A 20,275-nucleotide genomic window follows, 5' to 3' on the forward strand; every position below is an offset into this window, starting at 1 on the left:
GCCGGGCGTTGTCACGGCACGCCGATCGTTCGCTCGCCCGCGTCGGCGTACGCCCGCTCGGTAGCGGCTTTGACCGGACGCCACCAGGATTCGTTGTCCCGATACCAGGCGACAGTGGCCGAAAGCCCCGCCCGGAAGTCCGCGTAGCGCGGCCGCCAGCCGAGTTCGGTCCGGAGTGGGGTCGCGTCTATCGCGTAGCGCTGATCGTGTCCGGCACGGTCGGTGACATGGTCGAAATCGCCGGGGTCGCGGCCGAATTCGGCGAGGAGCAGCTCCACCACGGTCCGGTTGTCCAGTTCACCGTCGGCCCCGATCAGGTAGGTGCGGCCGATCCGGCCCCGGTCGAGGATGTCCCATACCGCGCGATTGTGGTCTTCCACGTGGATCCAGTCGCGGATCTGATGTCCGGCGCCGTAGAGCCGGGGGCGCACCCCGTCGATCAGATTGGTGATCTGGCGCGGGATGAACTTCTCCACGTGCTGGTAGGGCCCGTAGTTGTTGGAGCAGTTCGACAGCGTGGCGCGCAGGCCGAAGGAACGCACCCAGGCGCGCACCAACATATCGCTGGCGGCCTTGGTCGCCGAGTACGGGCTCGACGGGTTGTAGGCGGTCCGCTCGGAGAACGGGGGGTCCTCGGGACCCAGATCGCCGTACACCTCGTCGGTGGAGACGTGGTGGTACCGCACATCGTGGCGGCGCACCGCCTGGAGCAGTGAATAGGTGCCGACGATATTGGTCTGCACGAACGGCCAGGGTTCGGCCAGCGAGTTGTCGTTGTGTGATTCGGCGGCGAAGTGGACCACCGCGTCCACCCCGCTCACCAGCTCGTCGACCAGGTCCAGATCGGCGATATCACCGTGTACGAAGTCGATTCGATCGGCCACCGGGTCGAGCGAGGCGCGGTTGCCCGCGTAGGTGAGCGCGTCCAGCACGGTCACCGTCGTATCCGGCCGTTCGGCGACCGTGTGCTGGACGAAGTTGGCTCCGATGAACCCGGCTCCACCGGTCACGAGTAGGCGCACCCGTTCACTCTACGTCCTGGTCACCGGGCCGGGCAGCGCCCGGTGGTCCGATCGAGGGCAGGGCGGCGCGCCCGGATCCGGTTTCCGTGCCGGAGGTGCGGCGACCGGCGACGCAGGCCCGATCCGGAACACGAGATTTTACGAAAGGCCGAGCGGACGAGCATTTCCCGCGACCCCCTCGACAGGAGGGCGCTGCCCGGCCGATAACCTTTTTGTCTGGATTCGGCCGGGCCCCACCGGGCAGCCGCTTCCGTTCGATCGACACGAATCTGTGCCCGCACTCCCATATGAGGTGAATACACACATGCTCGTCAGGAGTTTGACCACGATGTCGGCGCTGCTCATCGCCGCGCTCGGTATCGCATCCGGCAGTGCCCACGCCGCGCCCACCGACCGGACGGAGCCGGTCGGCTTCACCGCGGAGGTCGTGGACGGCCGGTCCGTCATCACCACCGACTCGGGGTCCATGGTGGTCGAGGACGGTACTTTCAAGATCAAAGCCTCCGATGGCACGGTGGTGGCCGGCACCCCGCTGAAATTCCGGCTCGATGATTTCGAGTTCCCCATCGCCGCCGAGGTCTCCGGCCACACCGCGACGCTCACTCCGCAACTGAACCCGGACCGGGCGGTGTACCGACCGGCCGCGCTGCCCCATCAGGAATCAGCGCCCTGGAAGACCCCCTACGACCGTGAGGTCGCCGCCTTCACACGGCTCAAGGACACCATCGCCACCGGCGCGGCGGTCGGTACCGCGGTCGGCGGTCTGGGCGGCGCCGCAGTCGGCTGTGTGCTCGGCGGCATCGCCGGCGCGACCGTGGCCGCGGCGACCATCGTGGGGCTCTTCGGTCCGTTCGTGCCGGCCGCCGTGGTCGGCTGCCTCGGCGGCATCATCGCGATCGGCGCCCTGGGCACGGTGGCCGGCCAGCTCTTCATCACCGCCCCGGTGATCATCGGCGCGGTCATCCAGTACGTCACCACCATCAACGAACCGTTCCCGCCCAACGGCTCGGGCCCGGCCCGGTAGACCACCGGGAGATCCCCGGGCGTCGTGCCCACCCACGAAATATTCGCGGGTGGGCACGACGTTCGGCCTGTCATGAGAATCGGCGTCAACACCTTCCTGACCGACGAGGGAATCAGCGGGACCGCACTCGGTCCGGCGCTCGAGGAACGCGGTTTCGAATCACTCTTCCTCGCCGAGCATTCACATATCCCGGCGAATCGGCAGTCCCCGTACCCCGGCGGTGGCGAACTCCCCCGCGTCTATTTCCGTACGTTGGACCCGTTCGTCGCGCTCGGCGCGATCGCCGCGGTCACCGACCGGCTCGTCCTGGGGACCGGGGTCACGCTGCTGATCCAGCGCGACGTCATCCACACCGCGAAGGAGGTCGCCACCCTCGATCACATCTCCGGAGGTCGAGCGGTGTTCGGCGTGGGCGTCGGCTGGAACCGCGAGGAGATGGCCGACCACGGCACCGACCCGCGCACCCGCGGCGCCCTGCTGGACGAACAACTCGCGGCGATCGTCGCGATCTGGACCCAGGACCTCGCCGAATACCACGGTGAATTCGTCGATTTCGACCCGATCTACGCGTGGCCCAAACCGCACCGGCAGCCCCATCCGCCCATCTTCATCGGCGGTGGCGAGGCCGCGGCGCGGCGCGCGATCCGGCACGGTGTGGGCTGGATCCCCAACGGTGTCGCCGATCCCGCCGACGTCCCGGCCCAGCTGGCGGAGTTCCGCGCGAGCGGACTGCCGGTCACCGTCACGCCGGCCCCCGCGGACGCGGCCGTACTGGACGCCTACGCCGAAGCCGGAGTGGAACGGGTGACCCTGAAGCTGGACACGCAGCCGGAAGCGGATTCCCTGCGCGATCTGGACGAACTGGCGAGACTGGTGGAGCGCTACCGGGGCTGAGCGGTCAGGCGGGCAACCGGTCGGCGCCCCAGCTGCGGTGGATATAGCCCACCACCCGGTCCAACTCCTCCCGGTCCACCGAGGCCGGCTCACCGGCCTCCAGCGGATCGAAATGGAAGATGTAGAGGCGCGAGGCGAACTGTTCGAACGGCAGCGATGCTTCCCCGAACCGTTCGCCGTGCCCGGCGGTGCCGACCACCACGCCGTCTCCCCAGTCCTGCCCGCTGTCGTTGTTCGGGTTGTAGAAATAGACGCGCATCCGTTCCTGGGGGTCCAGCGCCACCCGCAGCACCGTGATCGCGTGCCATCCCACGAACCGGGCGGCGCTGTCGGTCACCGCGACACCGGCCGGCTGCGGGTGGATCAGCGGCTGATTACCGTTGTGGAACGGGTGGTAGCTCGCGTAGAAATGCCGCAGGAACTCGTCCAGATCGGTCAGATTGCCCGTCGCCACGTCCACATTGATCCGGAAACCGCGCCCGGACCACCATCCGTGGAATTCCGGGTTGACCCAGCGGTGCGGATCGCCCTCCCGGTCCACGCAGCGCCGTCCCATTTCCGCGTAGATCCGATCCAGATGGGGCACGACCAGTAGCGATACCGGATCCAGGTCCATCGGTAGGGCGGTGGCGACCCCGGCGACACTGTCGCGCGAAGAGATCGTCTCACCCTCGAAATGCATCACGACCTCGTCGTCGCGCGCGGCCCAGGCCAGGGTCTGCAGCAGATAGTCCGGGTCGTTGTAGGCCCACATGGACAGCGCCCGCGCGGACTGGCAGGTCGGATTGTCGCCCTGACCGATACCGAGCGGCAGCCCCAGCACCGACAACATGCCCGACAGCAGCCGGGCCCGGGGCGCGGGAGCCGGACCGAAGACCTGGGTCAGCCGCTGTTGCGAATACGCCGACAGCTGCAGGGTCAGCTGCCGCCACAGGGCGGGCGCGACCGGGGGCTGGTACAGAATGCCGCGTTCCAGCATCAGCGCCAGCCCGTAGATACACTGCGCCGTCTCGACGTGCACGGCCTCCTCGATCAGCTGCCGCACCAATTCGTGGTAACAGAGCAGACATTCGCGGCCGGTACTCGACAGCCCCAGCGCCTCCCCCAACAGGTATTCGCCCTTGCCGAGCAGGAAGCGCAGCAGTACGGCGTGGTACGGCGAGACCAGGCCCGTATCGTGCATCGAGCGGGCGAAACCCGCCGCCTCGTATTGCAGCGCGCTGTCGTCCATCGTCTCCAGCCGGGTCCGGTACACCTCGACGCCGGGGTCCTCCCGGCAGGCTTCGGTGGTTCCGTACAGGCTGCTGATCAATCGGTCCGCCCCCAGCGCGCCCGCGCCCAGGTCTATATCCGGACTACTGCGCGCGACCGCGATCTGGGTGATCATGCGTTTGACCGAGTCGACCTGGATCGGGCGCTGCCGCAGGATCCGCCAGATCTCGTCGACCAGATTCTCGAGCACCTTCTCGTATCCCACCTCCTCCACCAGGTGGCGCAACAACTCCCGCGATACCTGTGCCATCCGCCCCTGCTGCGTCCGCTCGATCTCGGACGGGGGCGTGAACAGGAGGGAAAGGTTCGCGGCGAGCACCTGTGACAGATGGTGGTGGGCCTGCTCCGCGGAGATCAGCGGGTGCGCATAGGCGCCCTTGGCCACCTCCAGAAGCCGCAGATCACTCACCGTCTCCAGGACGACGGTGTCGGGGTTGGTACTGCGCAGCGAGCCGCCGCTCAGCGACGGGATGAGGATCTGCGGTCGCGCCCAGTCGGTACCGAGGAAGAGTCCGGCGGTCTCCAACCGCTCCGCACGCGATCGCACCGCGATGCAGCCGCCGGGCAGCAGCAATACCCGGCGGAGCGCGCCGAATACTCGCGACAACTTGACCTGCTTGCCGAAGTCACCGGCATCCGCAAGTGCCCCGATGGCGTCGTCCAATTTGGCCAGATGCCTTTCCATGGACACCCCATCACTGCTAGGTGGACTCAATCGCCGAACCCTTCCGACAAACCCGTTGCCGACAACGGATCAGATATAGAAATCGAGCTCTTCCTGCTTTTTCAACAGGTCCCGGAGAGTGTACGGGTCCTCTCCGAAGAAGTACAGAAGGCCCCAATGGTTCCCGAAAGCCGTACGTTTCATCACTTTTTCCATCAATGGCGCGGTGAGCTCGTGGGAATCGAAATATTCGTGATCTTCGGTCTCCTCCGGCACCGACAATCTGCTGACCACCCGGCGGCGCGGATAGACACCGAAGGTGCCCGCGTGCCCCTTGGCGTCGACCACCTCCTCCGGAAAGAACGCCGTTATCTCCTCTTCCGTCGTCTTGGGGTCGAATGCGAGTACCAGCGCATGATAGGCATTGAATCCGTACGCCCGCTCCAGCAGCTCGAAAACTTTGAATCCGGGCGGACGATAGGCGACCTCGCCGAAGTACATCTCACCGTCGCTCGTGACGAAGTATTCGGGATGAACGAAACCGAATTCGATATCGAAAGTTTTTATCAGTCGTTCCACCTGGCGGGTTATCTCCGGCCGATACCGCTCCAGTTCCGGCGTCGCCGGAACAAAAACAGAATATCCTAGTGTCACATATTCCGAAATGTTCAGGAACCGGATCTTCCCGTCGTGGATCCACGCCTCCACCGCGAATTCCCACCCATCGAGATGCGATTCCATGAGCACCGGGAACTCGTCGTCCGGGATGGTCTCGATCTCGTCCGGCGTCCGGATCACCCGGTGCCCGAGACATCCGGCCTTGTCGAACGCCTTGATGTGAATGGGATCGTTCGGATCGCCGTCGAGTTTCATCAGTGTCTGATTGACCCGTTTCAGGAAACGGAACACGTCGTCGCGCTCGTGCGCCTCCTCGAAAATGCCCACCCTGATACCGCCGAGCTGTGCGCGCCGCTTCATGAGGGCCTTGTCACGCAGCAGCATGGCCTGGCCGAAAAGACGCGGGTTGTCCATCAGGACAGAATTGATCGCCCCCGCCCACTCGACAGTTTCCTCGAAAATCGGTATGGCGACGTCCACACCCATATCCCGCAATGTCTCGGCGATCTCCACCGAGCGGTCGTTCAACCTCTCGAAATTCCAGAGAATATATGGTATCTCGTGCTCGGCACAGTATTGTTCCGCCCATTCCGGGGCAACCACCACGTACCTTCGATCGAATCGGTCGATGGCCTCGACCGCACCGAGACTCCACCCCAGCAGCGCTACATACCCCTTGTCCGGGTTTCGATTTCCAGAGTTCACAGCCGAAACCGACAATGCCTCTCCCCTCTCAATCCCATTTCGCACCTATCAGATCTCGAGGGCGCAATATCACAGCCGTGCACGCGAACCGCACCGGCACAGAACTCGGGCTGATACTCGACCGAATTCTCAACAAAAATATCGAGACGGATCCGGCTCGGATCCCTGTATCGCCCTCATTGTCGGTGGATACCCAGTAAGGCCGGCCGTCAAACGACGCCTCGGCGTACCGGACAGGTCCTTCCGCGCGCGGGATCCCCGCGCCCACCCCGGGATCCGGCACCGCACCGTACTGCTCGACGACGCGGGGAAGTACCGCCGCACGCAGCCGCGGACCCGCGGGCTGGCACACTCACCGACCATGCGCGGAATCATTCTGGCGGGCGGCACCGGGTCGCGTTTGCATCCGATCACGCGCGGGGTGAGCAAACAGCTGGTCCCGGTCTACGACAAACCGATGGTCTACTACCCGCTGTCGACTCTCATGCTGGCCGGGATCCGGGACATCCTGGTGATCACCACACCCGAGGACGCCGAATCCTTCAGGCGCCTACTGGGTGACGGCACCCAGTTCGGCATCGCGATCGACTACGTCGTGCAGCCGGTGCCCGACGGTCTGGCCCGGGCGTTCGTGCTGGGCGCCGACCATATCGGCGGCGAGCCGGCCGCACTGGTGCTGGGCGACAACATCTTCCACGGCCCCGGCCTCGGCACCAGCCTCAGCCGGTTCGCCGAGATCGACGGCGGCGCCATCTTCGCCTACCGGGTATCCGACCCGACCGCCTACGGCGTGGTCGAGTTCGCCGACGGCAAGGCGATCTCCATCGAGGAGAAACCCGAGCTGCCGCGGTCCAACTACGCGGTGCCGGGGCTGTATTTCTACGACAACGACGTGGTGGAGATCGCGCGCGGACTGCGTCCCTCCGGCCGCGGCGAATACGAGATCAGCGATATCAACCGGGCCTATCTGGAAGCGGGCAGGCTCAGCGTCGATGTACTGGCCCGCGGTACCGCCTGGCTGGACACCGGCACCTTCGACTCGCTGTTGGACGCGGCCAACTACGTCCGCACCATCGAGGAGCGGCAGGGCCTCAAGATCGGAGTGCCCGAAGAGGTCGCGTGGCGGATGGGCTTCATCGACGACGAGCAGCTGTGCCTGCTCGCCGACCCGCTCACCCGCTCCGGTTACGGTAAGTACCTGCTCGATCTACTCGGGCACGGACGAAGTTGGTGAGTGGGTAGATGCGGATCAGTGAGATGTCGGTCCCCGGCGCCTGGGTTTTCACACCGAGAATCCACGGCGACGACCGGGGCGCCTTCGCCGAGACCTTCCGGGCCTCGGAGTTCGAGAAGGCCACCGGCCGGTCCCTCGATCTGCTCCAGGTCAACACCTCGATCTCGGCCGCCGGCGTCCTGCGTGGCATCCATTACACCGACGATCCACCGGGTCAGGCCAAATACGTGACCTGCGGACGCGGCGCGTTCCTCGACGTCGTCGTCGATCTGCGGCCCGGCTCCCCGAGCTTCGGCCGCTGGGACAGTGTGGTGCTCGACGATCTCGACCGCCGGTCGGTATTCCTGTCCGAGGGGCTCGGGCACGCTGTGCTGTCCCTGCAGGACGATTCGGTCCTCACCTATCTGTGCTCACTCGAGTACAGCCCCGAGCACGACCACGATCTGGACGCGTTCGATCCGGACCTGGCCATCGACTGGCCGGAGACCGGGCGCGACGGTCGGCGGCTCACCTATCTACGCTCCCCGAAGGACGCTGCGGCACCCCGGCTGCGCGACCGCTGAAATACCCGAACGCGCGACCGGGCGTCCCGGTCGATCCATTTCGGAAGACGGCGAGTTATTCGGCCATTCGGCAGCAGTGATTTGCCCTACTGCATTAATTCGGCGCTATCACGCGAGTAGCGGCGTTATTTTCGCGACCCACGGCGGAAACGCCAGAACTGCACCGCCCGCACATCCTCGGAGAGCTGATTGACCGGCTCGGCCACCTCGGAGAGCACCTGGAAAAGATCGTCGGCGAGGTCGCTGATGTGCTCGACCCGGGTCGCCAGCCGGGAGGCGTTCACCAGGAACTCCAGGAAGAGCCGCACCGCGGCGGCGATCGTCAGCGCGAACGGCAGTGCCAGCAGGGCCGCCAGGACCCCGAGCAACGCCGAGATCCGCCAGGCCAGCACGGTGAGTACCACCGGAACGGCCACCGCGAAAGCCAGTCCGAGCAGGTAGACCAGCGGCAACAGCGTTCTGGTGGCGGGCCGGCGGAACTGCACATCCAGGAGTCCGCGGGCCGCGTCGGCGCCCCAGCGCCGGGCCGTTCCCGCCCGATCACCGCCTCCGCGGTGGGTGTCGTCCGCCTCGGCGGCGGCCGCGTCGGCGAACCGTTGCGCGGCGTCGGCGCGCCAACTGAGCTTCCGCCGGATTCGCCGACCAGGCGAATCCGCAGTATCGTCCTCCTCCGGCGGTCTCACTCCCGCGCCGGCTGCGGGAGGAACCGCCGGCTCAGGTGCTCCGGCCGCCGCCGGACCGGTTCTCGGGGATTCGTCCGCTGCCTCGCTGGCCATAACGGAATCCTTCCCGGATTGCGTACGCGAAGCCAACCAGGATCCCGACGATCGTCCTGTACCAGTGGATGTCGACTGCTGCCACAAATGAGAGGAAGCCGACAGTCGAAAAAAATCCCTGGAACGGCGTAACGCCCCGGGCACCCGGCACCGATACGACCCATGAAAGCCGGAGCTTATCTATACCGGGGAATGGAGATGACAGTGCGTACGACGTTTCCGACTTCCGTCTCGGCGGCCGCCAAGTCCGCTGCCGCGCGGGATTACGCCCAGCGTGGCTGGACGGTCGCCGAAACGACCAACGGCCTGTGCCTGATCACCGACGCAGACCTTTCCGCCATCGAGGTCACCGGGGAGTTGGCCGCGTCGGTCCGCCGCTATCTGCGCTCGAACAACCTGACCGGTCCGGTGATCGAGATCCCGGGCGCCGAGCGCCGCGAGATCCATCTGGTCACCGGGATGCGCAAGGCCGGACGTGCCGTCGAAGCGCTGCGGGCCGCCGGTGCGGTCGTGCACACCGACGGTGACGGCATCCCGCTGCCGCCCACCCACCTCTCGGCCGGTTCGGCCAGCTGGGGCGTGAGCCCGGAAGAGGCTCGCTGGATCCCGCCGGTGGTCGCGATCGGCGCCGCGGTGCGTTCCGTACGCGCCCGTCGGCCGCAGCGGCTGGCCAGCGTCGCCTGCGCCTGAGGCGCCGGCCGCGACACAGCGGCATCGACCGGACCCGACGACAACAGGAAACGAAAGCAGTGATCCCCGGAAGTCACCGACTTCCGGGGATCACTGGTGTGCTCGGTCGAATCAGCGGATCCGGAAGATGATCAGTCGCTGCACCACGAAATTGATGACCGTGGCCGTGCCCTGCGCGATCACATAGGCCAGCGGGACGCGCCACCACAGACCCTCGTCGAAGGCGTGGTAGAAGACCCAGTTGATACCCACCTGGACACAGAAGGTGAGGGCGTACAGGACCACCACCGCGATGAAACGGGCCCGGCTCGGGGCCGCGTTGAAGGTCCACCGGCGGTTGATCAGATACGCGGTCGTGGTGCCGGCGATGAAACCGATCGCCTTGGCCGGGTTCACCGGCAGACCCACCACCTCGAGCAGCAGCACGTAGAGCCCGAAGTCGACCACGGCCGACAGCGCCCCGGTGACGGCGAACCGCACCAGCTGGGTCACCAGGCCGATCTGCGCGCTCTCGGGTACGGCATCGTCCGGTTCCCGCACGGTGACGGCCGGCTCCTCGGCCGGGACGGAAACATCTCCGGTGCCGCCGGGCGTCACCCGGGGGCTCCGGCTCACTGCATTGCTTTCAGGGCCCACCGACGGAAATGTACTTGTCCGGAGGCACCTGCGGGCCCGCGGGTGCGGTGTGCGGTGTGCGGTCGGCCATCCATAGAACTGTGGCCGTTGAGCACTTACAGAGCCGCGAACCCACCCAGGCCGACCCAGGCGCGAGTCCCCGCACACCTTCCATCTTCTGCGGAGAGCCCACATCCGTGATCGAGGCGCACCCGGCACCGGAGCCCACGCAGCCGGCCGACCACAAGCGGTCGGCCATCCATAGAACTGTGGCCATCGAGCACTTACAGAGCCGTGAACCTCACCCAGGCCGACCCAGCGCGAGTCCCCGCACACCTCTCCTCTACTCCGGATGGTCCCCTTCCTGGTCGGGGCCCGCCCCCGGTTCTGGAGCGACGGAGTGAGGGAGCGCAGCGACCGAACGGAGGAGTGAAGAACCGGGGTCACAGGGCCCCGACCCCGCGGCGCCGAAGGCGCCGCAAATGGATACAGCCTGTAGCCTCTATGCCGATGTCCACGAAAGCTCCGACCTCGACTCAGGCGTCCGGTACCGAGACCCCGCCGACCGGCGATCCAGATAACGCCGGTACGGGGTTCACGCTACCCACGCGAACCCGGACGCTCACCGGGTGGGCCCGTACGGCGGCGACCACCGCCGAAGTGCTCTCGACGAGCGACCCCGAACTCATCGCCCGCGCGGTCGCCCTGGTCGCCGAGGAGAACGACGGCAAACCAGAGCATCTGCGGCGTGGTGTGATCGCCCGCGGGCTCGGCCGCTCCTACGGCGACAACGCGCAGAACGCGGGCGGGCTGGTCATCGATATGACCGCCCTGAACAAGATCCACCGCATCGATCAGGACACCCGGCTGGTGGATGTCGACGGCGGTGTCACGCTCGACCAGCTGATGAAGGCCGCGCTCCCGTTCGGCCTGTGGGTCCCGGTCCTGCCGGGCACCCGGCAGGTCACCGTCGGCGGCGCCATCGGCTCCGATATCCACGGTAAGAACCATCACAGCGCGGGCAGCTTCGGCAACCATGTGCGGTCCATCCAGCTGCTCACCGCCGACGGTGAGGTGCAGACCATCGGCCCGAAGAAGAACGCCAAACTGTTCTGGGCCACCATCGGCGGCTGCGGTCTCACCGGCATCATCCTGCGTGCGACCATCGAGATGACACCGACCGAGACCGCGTACTTCATCGCCGACGGCGATGTGACCTCCGGTCTCGACGAGACCATCGCATTCCACAGCGACGGTTCCGAGGACAACTACGAGTACAGCTCGGCCTGGTTCGACGCGCTCAGCCCGATGCCCAAGCTGGGCCGGGCGGTGATCTCGCGGGGTTCGCTGGCCAAGCTGGATCAGCTGCCGAAGAAACTGCGCAAGAACCCGCTGGGCTTCACCGGGAAGACGTTCCTGACGTTCCCCGATGTGTTCCCCAACGGTCTGCTCAACAACAAGACGTTCACCCTCGCCACCGAGATCTGGTACCGCAAGGGCGCCACCTACCGGCAGAAGCCGCAGAACCTGACGGCCTTCTACCACCCCCTCGACATGCTCGGCGAATGGAACCGGGCCTACGGGTCGCGGGGCTTCCTGCAGTACCAGTTCGTGGTACCGCCGGAGGCGGTCGAGGAGTTCAAGCAGATCCTCATCGATATCCAGGCGAGCGGGCACTACTCGTTCCTGAATGTGTTCAAGTATTTCGGCGAGGGCAACCAGGCGCCGCTGAGCTTCCCCATGCCGGGCTGGAACGTGTGCCTGGACTTCCCGATCGCGCCCGGTCTCAACGACTTCGTCACCGAACTGGACCGGCGGGTACTGGAATTCGGTGGCCGGCTCTACACCGGTAAGGACTCGCGCACGACCGCCGAGAACTTCCATCAGATGTATCCCCGGATCGACGAGTGGATCAAGATCCGCCGCAGCGTCGACCCGACAGGCGTTTTCATGTCCGATATGGCGAGAAGGCTGGAGCTTCAGTGATCAACGCGGTAGGCAATCCGCAGTCCATTCTGCTGTTCGGCGGGACCTCGGAAATCGGCCTCGCGATCGTCGCGGAGTACCTGAAGAAGGGGCCGGCCCGGGTGATCCTGGCCGCCCTGCCGGGCGATCCGCTACGGGATACCGCGGTGGCGCAGACCAAGGCCGCAGGCGCGAGCCAGGTCGATGTGATCGATTTCGACGCCCTCGACACCGACAGCCACCCGAAGGTCGTCGACCAGGCCTTCGCGGACGGGGACGTCGATGTCGCCATCGTCGCGTTCGGACTGCTCGGCAATGCCGAGGAATTGTGGCAGGACCAGCGCAAAGCGGTGCAGATCGCGCAGATCAACTACACCGCCGCGGTCTCGGTCGGCGTGCTGACCGGCGACAAGATGAAGGCGCAGGGCTTCGGCCGGATCATCGCCATGTCCTCGGCGGCCGGCGAGCGGGTGCGCCGCTCCAACTTCGTCTACGGTTCGACCAAGGCCGGGCTGGACGGTTTCTATCTGGGCCTCGGCGAGGCGCTGCGCCCGCACGGCCCCCGGGTCCTGGTGGTCCGGCCGGGTCAGGTGCGCACCACCACCACGATCGAGCACTGGAAGGCCACCGGCGCCAAGGAAGCGCCGTTCACGGTCGACAAGGAAGAGGTCGCCGCGCTGGCGGTGGAGGCCTCGGAGAAGGGCAAGGAGCTCATCTGGGCGCCGGGCGCGTTCCGGTACGTGATGATGATCCTGCGCCATATCCCGCGGCCGATCTTCCGCAGGCTCCCCGTCTAGTCCGCCCGAGCCGTCCTGCCGTATCAGCGGGCAGGACGGTGAGCCGACTCGTATCGGCACAATTGTTCGAGGGCCGTCGCTGCCGGATTCGATCCGGTGTGCGACGGCCCTCGTCGTATTCGGTACTTCCGGCGGGCCACCCGAGTGCGGTGGCCGCCACCGCTGTCACACGCGGGTCATACGCTGGCCCAGCTCGCGGCGCAGCACCTCCTGGGACGGCAGGCGCCCGAGGACGCGCAGTACCGACGGTCGTAGTTCCTTTTGCTCCTCATCGGTGAGCAAGCCGACGAGATCGCGCAGTTCCATATCGTCGAAGGCCGAAGTCATGCGAACAAGCCTACGGGCCGTGCCGACGTTCGTCATCCGTTCGGCAATTCCCTCACATGGAAATAAACCGATATGTGAGCCATGCCACTTGATAGACGAGTCTCGATGTAGCGCAACCTCGTTCAACTCACCTTGATCGGATCGTCGGTGCTCATACCGCCTCGGACCTCCTCGGTGACGGTCGTTTCGGCGGGTACGGCGTCGGGCCGGTACGGCGCGAATCGTTCCAGTGAACCCCAGTCCCGGGCCCAGTCGTCGGACAGATAGGTCGCCACCGAATCGGCTTCCAGCAGTAGCTCGGTCCAGCCCAGCGGGCCGCCGCCGATATGGTCCTGCCACGCGTTGGAGGCATCGGAACCGACGCGGTCGGGCAGGATCCGCCAGCGCGGTACCTCCGCGATGCCGTGGCTGTGGTCGAACGGCCGCTGGCAGCCGAAGGCCAGCCCGACGTGCCAGTCCAGCAGGACCGGGTCGGTATGCCCCACAACGGAATCCAGCGTGGCCAGGCGCGGCAGCCGCGGCGGCGTGACGGCCAGCCACTGCCGGGCCGTGATGTCGTTGTCGACGGCCACCAGCCGGACCGCGTTCACCTCGCGGGGCAACTGATCCAGGGGTACCCGCAGATTGCGCCAGGACGGATTGGGGCCGATATCCAGCGGTGTCACCGCACCGAGCACGGTCATGGTGCCGTCGGCGGCGCGGGTGCCGTACTCCACCGTGAGGTCCTGGCCGTAGGTGAGCACTCCGTCGGCGTCCACCGATCTGATCCGGCCCGCCGCGGTGAGGGCGAGCACCCGGTAGGCGGGATCGGCACGCATCTCGTCGGTGAGATCCAGGCGGTACCAGCCGGTGGTGAGCTTCGCCTGCCGCTGGTCACCGGTCGTGTAGCTGCCCAGCACCGGGGTCCGGGCCGGATCGAGACCGAACGGCAGCGTCACCGTGGAACCGTTGATACCGGCCTGCACGGACTTACCGCCACCGGTCCCGGCGCCGGTGGTGTCGGTGGTCTTGTTCTCGGTATCGGATTCGACGGAGTTCGCACCGCCGGAGGTGGTTTCCTCGGCGTCGGCGGTCAGATCCTCGGCCACCCCGTCCGGGGTGAATCCGACGGTCCGCGCCTCGGGGTCGGTGGAGATCAGGCCGTCGGCCGGGTCGCCCTGGTAGGGCAGCAGCAGCGAATCGGCGGTATTCGTCTCCACCAGCACATCGTCGGCGAGCCCGCACGGATCACCGGCCAGCGCACGGATATTCGACTTCGCGACGGAGTAGGCCGGGTATTGGCCGACGGCGGCCTTGGTCAGCGACGCGATCTCGAAGAGCACCAGCAACGCCGCCGCCACGGTGAGCGGCGCGGTGTAATACTGCGCCGCCTTCGGCGCCGCGGGTGCGGGGCCCCCTCGGTCTCGGTTCTTCACTCCTCCGCTCGGTCGCTGCGCTCCCTCGCTCCGTCGCTCCAGAACCGAGACGGGCCCCGCACCACGGAGGTACGGCATCCGGTAGTGCAACCACAACGCGGTGAGCAGGGCGAGCACGCTGAGTCCGAGGAACAGGGTGGACAAGCCTTTACCGGCGACCAGCGGCGCCTTGTCCCACCACGGGACACCGTAACTGGACACGTACCACCAGCCGTTGGAGCCGGTGAACGTGATCGCCAGCAGGAACAGCACGGCGGCGGCGAACAGCGCGCGATTGCGCGGGGCCCGGATACCGTTGGTGCCCACCGCGACCGCGGCCAGCGCGGCCAGCGAACCCGCCAGACCCGCGTAGACGCCGAAGTGATGGGTCCATTTGGTAGGCGTGAACATCATCAGCAGCAGCGAGGCGAACACGATGCCCAGGATCCGCACCGATGGGCCGCGCGAGGTCCCGGGGATCCGGCCCTTGCGCAGCACCTGCAGAACGCACACCAGCAGGCAGAGCAGCATGAGCAGGACTCCGAACCGCCGCGCCAGCGAACCGTCCGGGGAGAGCATGAGCAGCGAATCCCAGCGGGTGCGCTCGTCGAACCAGGCCACATTCGGTCCGACCGCGGTACGGACGCGGGTGGCCTCCATCACCGTGGCCAGGGTCTGATCGGCGAAGATCACCACCAGCACCAGGGTTCCGGCGGCCAGGCCCGGCAGGATCAGGCTCGCGTAGCGCCACAGCGACCGCGCCCGGGAAGCGCCGCCTCGGGCGCGCGCGATGATGATCTGGAGTACCGGCCGGGAACCGGCGATCAGCGCGGCGATGCAGATGAGCCCGGTGGGCCCGGCGGCCAGTGAGAAGGCCGCGATCAGTACCGCGATCGCGGCGGGCAGCAGCCGCGCGGTGGCGATCCCCCGTTCGATCGAACACCAGGTGAGCAGCGCACCGGCCGCGATCAGCGGTTCCGGACGCAGACCGTTGTCGTAGGGCAGCCAGAACGCCAGGAAGACCAGGCCCGCCGTCCACAGGGCGATCTGGTTGCCCCGGACCCGCGCGCCCAGCCGGGGCAGCACCTCCCGGCTGATCACCAGCCAGCACACGATCCCGGCCAGCAGGGTGGGCAGCCGCATCCACGGACTCGACTCCGAGATCCGCGTCATCCAGGCGAGTACCTCATAGGACCAGCCGAACGGCGCTTCCGGCACCCCGAACCAGCGGTAGTAGTTCGCCAGATAGCCGGCTCGGTCCGAGGCCCGGGCCATGTTCAGGATGTAACCGTCGTCGGAGGTGTTGGCACCGATGATGTGCCAGGCGACGAGGACGCCGAGCACCGCGCCGTCGGCGAGCCGGAAGCGCCACCAGTGCGCGGGCAGGAAACGGCGGGCGCGGCGGCCGTCGGTGGTGTCGAGCAGATGCAGCGCGATCAGGGCGAGCACCGTGAACACCGCCGCGCCGACGATCGCGGCCAGCTTGAGCGGAGTCGGGGACGAGGTGAAACGCGAGTCGATATCGGCGTGCAACCGGAGTCCGTCGAGCTGCCCCTGCGACAGGTCGGTGAATACTCCGACCACTTGCGGGCGGATGTCCCGGCCGACCTCCGCGCGGAACGGTGTGCCGTCGGCCCGGGTGGTTCCGGTCAGTTCCGCGGTGGTCACAGTGGCCGACGAGGTGGCGGTGAGGGCCTGGCAGCCGCCCAGTTCGGCGCGCTCGGCGGACAGCAGCGGCACATCGCGCAGCACCACCGACACTGTGTCGCCGGTCACCGTGACCCGCAGCCCGCGCGCCGACGACTGGCCCGAACCGTCGGGCACCGTCTCCACCACCGTGCCCTCGGCGGTGTTCAGCACCGGGCACGGCACGCTGAGGTCCAGCCGCAACGGCTGATAACTCACCAGCGGCGCCTCGACACTGGCCGCACCGGCCTGCGGCCAGTCCAGGGCGGTACTGTCCTGGCGCACCGGCAGCAGCGGCGCCGCGACGGCCAGCACGAATCCGAGTAGCCCGGATACCAGGGCCAGCAGACGGATACGGTTCAACGCTCGAGGAGATCGGTCCGGTCGCACGGGGCTCGACTCTAATAGGCGCCGCGGGGCGGACCTCACCCGCAGACCGCGCGGCCGGCGCGGGCGGTGGCGTGTCCGAGCGGCCTAAGCAACGGGTCACCGTCTCGCGGGAGCGTCGGCGCGCCCGGCCGCCGCGGTGGCGGCCGAGCGGCGACTGTGCTCAGCGCTCGACGACGACCAGGGTGAACGGGCCGATATCGGTCACGGTGAACCGCGGGTCGTCGAACAATGCCGCGGGGAACGCGACGGTGTAGCGACGGACATTGGGATCGTTCGGGTACACGTCGGCGGCCAGCCGCAGGGTGTACTCGTCGCCACTGCGGCGGAACAGGAACGCGTCGGGCGCCCGCCACGGTGCCGCGGCCAGCGCGGCGAGAAGTTCGTCCGGTGTGTCCTTTTCACTCCACTGCTCGATCGCCGCGGATCTATCCGCGTAATCGGCCAGTGGATTGGCGTAATGTGAGGTCATGCCCTGGAAACCGAAGTACGGATAGTAGGCGAGGAAGGTGGTGTCGCCGGTGAGCACCACCGTGTCCGAGGGTTCGCGGCCGGTCTGGGCCCGCAGGGCGTCGTCGATGTTGTGGTAGTGCCGGACCGCGGAGGGGTCGCGCTGGTCGGCCCGCCGGCCGTCCCCGTCGGTATCGGTGTAGGCGGTGGTGATCTCCGGGGCCAGGACATGGGGGATGTCCTGGGCGTAGGCGAGCGCGCCCACCGTGGCCAGCACGATGGCCACCCAGCGGAACCGCGCCGGTTCGTTGAGCGCCTGGTACATCGCCCGTGCGCCCTCGACGAACCCGAAGCCGCCAGCGGCCGCCAGCAGGACCAGCAGCACCGGTTCCAGCCGGAACGACAGCAGTGTCGACCCGGCCGCGGTGGCCAGCATCGACAACAACGACCACAGGTACACCGCGACCACGCCGAGGCCCAGCGACTGGGCGCGCCGGGAGGAACTCGCGCGCATCACCAGCCAGATGGTTCCGATCAGGCACAGCGCCCCGAGCAGCGAGAAATGCGCCATGGGAAACGGCAGTTCGGACCCGGCCTCGGGCAGGTAGTGGAACGCGCCACCGGACTGTAGTTTCGGCCGATCCAGCATCCGGGCCAGGAACGGCAGGAACACCGGTAGCGCGATCAGCGCGGCGATCAGGCCCATCACGATCAGCCGCAGCAGCGGGGCGCCGATCGCCCGCCCGGCGCTACCGACCGGTGCATGCGACTCCCCGGTATGCGCCGCGATCCGGCGCGGTGTCCGCGCGACGTAACGCGCCCGCACCCCGAGCCCCGCGGCGACAACCGCCATGAGTACGACAGTGAACACGGCGAATGCGAAATACAGCGTGTAGCAGGCGGCGGCGAGCCCCAGGAACAACCCGGTACCCAGGACCGCGCCCCAGCCGCCCGCGGTGCGACCGCCGCTTTCCGGCTCGCCTCCGTCCCCGGTCTTCGCCCCGGCGCCGGTGAGCTCGGCGGGCCGGTACAGGGCGCCCCAGGCCATCACCAGCACCGGCGGTAGCAGAATCGCGATCACCGCGCCGTAGGCCTCCGGCGCGGCATAGGTGACGGCCACCGCCGTCACCGCGCTGGTGACCCCCACCGCCCAATCCGCGCGGATCAGCTGGGTCCACAGCACCAGCGACACGACCGCGGCCACCGCGATCGAACCGATCGCGTACGGCTTGAACACCTCCCAGCCATCCATACCCAGCACATTCGCCACCCGGCCGCCGATCCAGAACCACCCGGCCGGATAGAACGGCGGCAGATCGGCGTAGGTCATATCGCGCAACGCGGCGCTGTCGGTGAGCCGGGTCAGGTATTCGGTCCGGAATTCCTGGTCCACCGAGATCCCGAACAGGTACAGCTTGGTGGCCGCCAGCGGCATCCCGAGAGTGACCGTGACGAACGCCGAGATGCCCGTCCAGGACAGCAGTTTCGCGAGCCACCGCGAACGCCGCAGTCGCAGCAGGGCGATGGAACCCGCGATCAGCGCCGCGGCTCCCACCTGACCGACAGTGGTCAGTGCCCGCACGACATTGGAGGAATTGAACGCGGGCCACTGCACCAGGGAGAACGCGACCAGCCCGACGGCGACCACCACCACCGCGACCACCGTCGCGAGCACCGCTTCGCCGACTCCGGCCCCGACCTGACGCACCAACCGCGCGCCGCGACTCGTCTTGACTTCCTCCCCGCCCCGAAGGACGGGGATTCCCTGCCTCGCGACAGAGTGTTCCTGTTTCATCGACAGTCGCCTTCCCGCATCAACTGCGGGACGGTCTCACACCATCTCCGCAGGCGAGCACCGCCAGCCCGGCGGCACATATGTTCTTCGCGGCGTTCACGTCGCGATCGTGAAAAGCCCCGCACGGGCACTGCCACTCGCGGACGTGCAACGGCATGGAATCGTTGATCCGCCCGCACACCGAACACGTTTTGGACGACGGGTAGAACCGGTCGACCGCAACCACGGTGCGCCCATACCAGTCCGCCTTGTACTCCAGCATCGACCGGAACTGCGACCACGACGCATCCGAGATCGCCCGCGCCAGACAACGATTGCGAACCATGTTCCGCACACTCAGATCCTCGATGGCGATCACTTGGTTTTCGCGCACCAATCGAGTCGAGAGCTTGTGCAGATGATCGCGGCGACGATCGCCAATCCGCGCATGAACCCGGGCGAGTTTCCACCGGGCCTTGGCCCGGTTCGCCGAACCCTTCTGTTTCCGCGACAGCACCCGCTGCGCTTTCGCCAGCCGGGCGCGGTCTTTGCGCTCGTGCCGGGGATTGGAGACCTTCTCCCCGGTCGAGAGCGTGTACAGCGACGTTATTCCCGCATCCACGCCCAGCGTCGCATCGGTCGGCGTGTGTTCGGCGATCATGTCCTCGACCAGGATCGAGATGTGATAACGGCCCGCGCGATCCCTCGACACCGTCACCTGCGACGGTCGCGCGCCCTCCGACAACGGCCGAGACCAGCGGATATCCAGCGGTTCGACCTGTTTGGCAAGCGTGATCGCACCATTGCGGTAGGTGAAACAGTTCGAGAAGTAGGTAGCCGAATCTGTCGACCGGCCTTTCTTCTTGAATCGCGGATACCCGCTGCGTTTGCGCCAGAACTTGTCGTAGGCGGCTTGTAGATTCCGCAGCGCCGCCTGCAACGGACCCTTCGACGGCTCGGTGAGCCATTCGGTTTCGGGGTCGCGTTTCCAGCCGGTGAGCATCTTGTCCGACTCGGCATACGAAATGCGGCGCTGCTCCTGCGTCCACGCCCGGGAACGTTCCGCCAACGCCCGATTGTAGACGTAGCGGACACAACCGAAGGTGCGTGCGAGCTGGTCGGCTTGCTCGGGAGTCGGATAGAAGCGGTACTTGTATGCCCGCTTGATCACCCGCCCTCCCATGGATGACATGGTAGTGCATTAGTTTGCCATCAACTTGACGCGCTGACCCGGCACTGAGGGACCGGGCTTGGACGCTACGTTTCCCGGTCATCGGCGTACTTACCTCCGGCTCCCGATCCACCTACTGGGCGTCGGTCAGCCTAGACGAGTAAGTCCAAACCCTGGTCAATGGTCGTAGGCGATCAGTGACCGGGTGACCGGTGCGCCGATCGTGTGGTTGTGCCAGATCGCGGCA

At 67.0% G+C, this 20,275-nt stretch carries 16 protein-coding genes; 7 read left to right on the top strand and 9 right to left on the bottom strand.

Annotated elements, in window-relative coordinates; translation table 11 throughout:
* Positions 1 to 11: 11 nt before the first annotated feature.
* Complete coding sequence (rfbB, locus tag ABZV91_RS02855) at positions 12 to 1,022, bottom strand: dTDP-glucose 4,6-dehydratase (protein ID WP_355234378.1); 1,011 nt, start codon at positions 1,020 to 1,022, stop codon at positions 12 to 14.
* Between the two features lie 304 nt (positions 1,023 to 1,326).
* Between rfbB and ABZV91_RS02860 the strand changes: the two genes are divergently transcribed.
* On the top strand, positions 1,327 to 2,046 hold the full coding sequence (locus ABZV91_RS02860) for a hypothetical protein (RefSeq protein ID WP_355234381.1): 720 nt from the start codon (positions 1,327 to 1,329) through the stop codon (positions 2,044 to 2,046).
* 72 nt (positions 2,047 to 2,118) lie between these two features.
* Positions 2,119 to 2,940, top strand: a complete 822-nt coding sequence (locus tag ABZV91_RS02865) for an LLM class F420-dependent oxidoreductase (protein ID WP_355234383.1) — start codon at positions 2,119 to 2,121, stop codon at positions 2,938 to 2,940.
* 4 nt (positions 2,941 to 2,944) lie between these two features.
* Here the strand turns inward: ABZV91_RS02865 and ABZV91_RS02870 are convergent, their stop codons facing one another.
* Both ABZV91_RS02870 and ABZV91_RS02875 read right to left on the bottom strand, forming a co-directional pair.
* The gene (locus ABZV91_RS02870) at positions 2,945 to 4,897 is read right to left on the bottom strand and encodes a hypothetical protein (protein ID WP_355234450.1); all 1,953 of its coding nucleotides are present in this window, start codon (positions 4,895 to 4,897) and stop codon (positions 2,945 to 2,947) included.
* Positions 4,898 to 4,966: 69 nt separating this feature from the next.
* Positions 4,967 to 6,007 (bottom strand): carboxylate--amine ligase, encoded by a 1,041-nt coding sequence (locus ABZV91_RS02875; protein WP_355234453.1) that lies wholly within the window; start codon positions 6,005 to 6,007, stop codon positions 4,967 to 4,969.
* Positions 6,008 to 6,560: 553 nt separating this feature from the next.
* Between ABZV91_RS02875 and rfbA the strand changes: the two genes are divergently transcribed.
* Both rfbA and rfbC read left to right on the top strand, forming a co-directional pair.
* Positions 6,561 to 7,433, top strand: coding sequence for a glucose-1-phosphate thymidylyltransferase RfbA (gene rfbA, locus ABZV91_RS02880; protein ID WP_355234386.1), 873 nt, complete (start codon positions 6,561 to 6,563; stop codon positions 7,431 to 7,433).
* Between the two features lie 8 nt (positions 7,434 to 7,441).
* Complete coding sequence (gene rfbC, locus ABZV91_RS02885; RefSeq protein ID WP_355234389.1) at positions 7,442 to 7,996, top strand: dTDP-4-dehydrorhamnose 3,5-epimerase; 555 nt, start codon at positions 7,442 to 7,444, stop codon at positions 7,994 to 7,996.
* A gap of 125 nt (positions 7,997 to 8,121) precedes the next feature.
* Here the strand turns inward: rfbC and ABZV91_RS02890 are convergent, their stop codons facing one another.
* A complete protein-coding gene (locus tag ABZV91_RS02890; protein WP_355234391.1) occupies positions 8,122 to 8,679 on the bottom strand; it encodes a DUF4282 domain-containing protein in 558 nt (185 codons plus the stop codon).
* A gap of 285 nt (positions 8,680 to 8,964) precedes the next feature.
* Here ABZV91_RS02890 and ABZV91_RS02895 point away from each other — a divergent pair, with 285 nt between their 5' ends.
* Entirely contained in the window at positions 8,965 to 9,462 is a 498-nt protein-coding gene (locus tag ABZV91_RS02895) for a hypothetical protein (protein ID WP_355234456.1), read from the top strand.
* Between the two features lie 111 nt (positions 9,463 to 9,573).
* Here the strand turns inward: ABZV91_RS02895 and ABZV91_RS02900 are convergent, their stop codons facing one another.
* Positions 9,574 to 10,002, bottom strand: coding sequence for a GtrA family protein (locus ABZV91_RS02900; RefSeq protein ID WP_355234459.1), 429 nt, complete (start codon positions 10,000 to 10,002; stop codon positions 9,574 to 9,576).
* Between the two features lie 579 nt (positions 10,003 to 10,581).
* Here ABZV91_RS02900 and ABZV91_RS02905 point away from each other — a divergent pair.
* A complete protein-coding gene (locus tag ABZV91_RS02905) occupies positions 10,582 to 12,063 on the top strand; it encodes an FAD-binding oxidoreductase (protein WP_355234394.1) in 1,482 nt (493 codons plus the stop codon).
* Complete coding sequence (locus ABZV91_RS02910) at positions 12,060 to 12,839, top strand: decaprenylphospho-beta-D-erythro-pentofuranosid-2-ulose 2-reductase (RefSeq protein WP_355234396.1); 780 nt, start codon at positions 12,060 to 12,062, stop codon at positions 12,837 to 12,839. Before ABZV91_RS02905 ends, ABZV91_RS02910 begins: the two co-directional genes overlap by 4 nt.
* A 165-nt stretch (positions 12,840 to 13,004) precedes the next feature.
* Here ABZV91_RS02910 and ABZV91_RS02915 read toward each other — a convergent pair whose 3' ends face one another.
* The 4 genes from ABZV91_RS02915 to ABZV91_RS02930 form a co-directional block, all read right to left on the bottom strand.
* Complete coding sequence (locus ABZV91_RS02915; protein WP_169333235.1) at positions 13,005 to 13,166, bottom strand: hypothetical protein; 162 nt, start codon at positions 13,164 to 13,166, stop codon at positions 13,005 to 13,007.
* A 122-nt stretch (positions 13,167 to 13,288) separates the two neighbouring features.
* Complete coding sequence (locus ABZV91_RS02920) at positions 13,289 to 16,609, bottom strand: arabinosyltransferase domain-containing protein (RefSeq protein WP_355234399.1); 3,321 nt, start codon at positions 16,607 to 16,609, stop codon at positions 13,289 to 13,291.
* A 187-nt stretch (positions 16,610 to 16,796) separates the two neighbouring features.
* Entirely contained in the window at positions 16,797 to 18,878 is a 2,082-nt protein-coding gene (locus tag ABZV91_RS02925; RefSeq protein WP_355234402.1) for a galactan 5-O-arabinofuranosyltransferase, read from the bottom strand.
* A gap of 19 nt (positions 18,879 to 18,897) precedes the next feature.
* Positions 18,898 to 20,040, bottom strand: a complete 1,143-nt coding sequence (locus ABZV91_RS02930) for an RNA-guided endonuclease TnpB family protein (RefSeq protein WP_355234405.1) — start codon at positions 20,038 to 20,040, stop codon at positions 18,898 to 18,900.
* Between the last annotated feature and the right edge of the window lie 235 nt (positions 20,041 to 20,275).

This window comes from Nocardia sp. NPDC004568 (assembly GCF_040609955.1).
GTDB lineage: Bacteria > Actinomycetota > Actinomycetes > Mycobacteriales > Mycobacteriaceae > Nocardia.

Excerpts from the sequence above, each read along its gene's own strand:
- ABZV91_RS02925 (WP_355234402.1), bottom strand. The coding sequence starts at position 18,878 with ATGAAACAGGAACACTCTGTCGCGAGGCAGGGAATCCCCGTCCTTCGG.
- ABZV91_RS02895 (WP_355234456.1), top strand. The coding sequence starts at position 8,965 with ATGGAGATGACAGTGCGTACGACGTTTCCGACTTCCGTCTCGGCGGCC.
- rfbA (WP_355234386.1), top strand. The coding sequence starts at position 6,561 with ATGCGCGGAATCATTCTGGCGGGCGGCACCGGGTCGCGTTTGCATCCG.
- ABZV91_RS02915 (WP_169333235.1), bottom strand. The coding sequence starts at position 13,166 with ATGACTTCGGCCTTCGACGATATGGAACTGCGCGATCTCGTCGGCTTG.
- ABZV91_RS02905 (WP_355234394.1), top strand. The coding sequence starts at position 10,582 with ATGCCGATGTCCACGAAAGCTCCGACCTCGACTCAGGCGTCCGGTACC.
- ABZV91_RS02870 (WP_355234450.1), bottom strand. The coding sequence starts at position 4,897 with ATGGAAAGGCATCTGGCCAAATTGGACGACGCCATCGGGGCACTTGCG.
- rfbC (WP_355234389.1), top strand. The coding sequence starts at position 7,442 with ATGCGGATCAGTGAGATGTCGGTCCCCGGCGCCTGGGTTTTCACACCG.
- ABZV91_RS02930 (WP_355234405.1), bottom strand. The coding sequence starts at position 20,040 with ATGGGAGGGCGGGTGATCAAGCGGGCATACAAGTACCGCTTCTATCCG.
- ABZV91_RS02865 (WP_355234383.1), top strand. The coding sequence starts at position 2,119 with ATGAGAATCGGCGTCAACACCTTCCTGACCGACGAGGGAATCAGCGGG.
- ABZV91_RS02860 (WP_355234381.1), top strand. The coding sequence starts at position 1,327 with ATGCTCGTCAGGAGTTTGACCACGATGTCGGCGCTGCTCATCGCCGCG.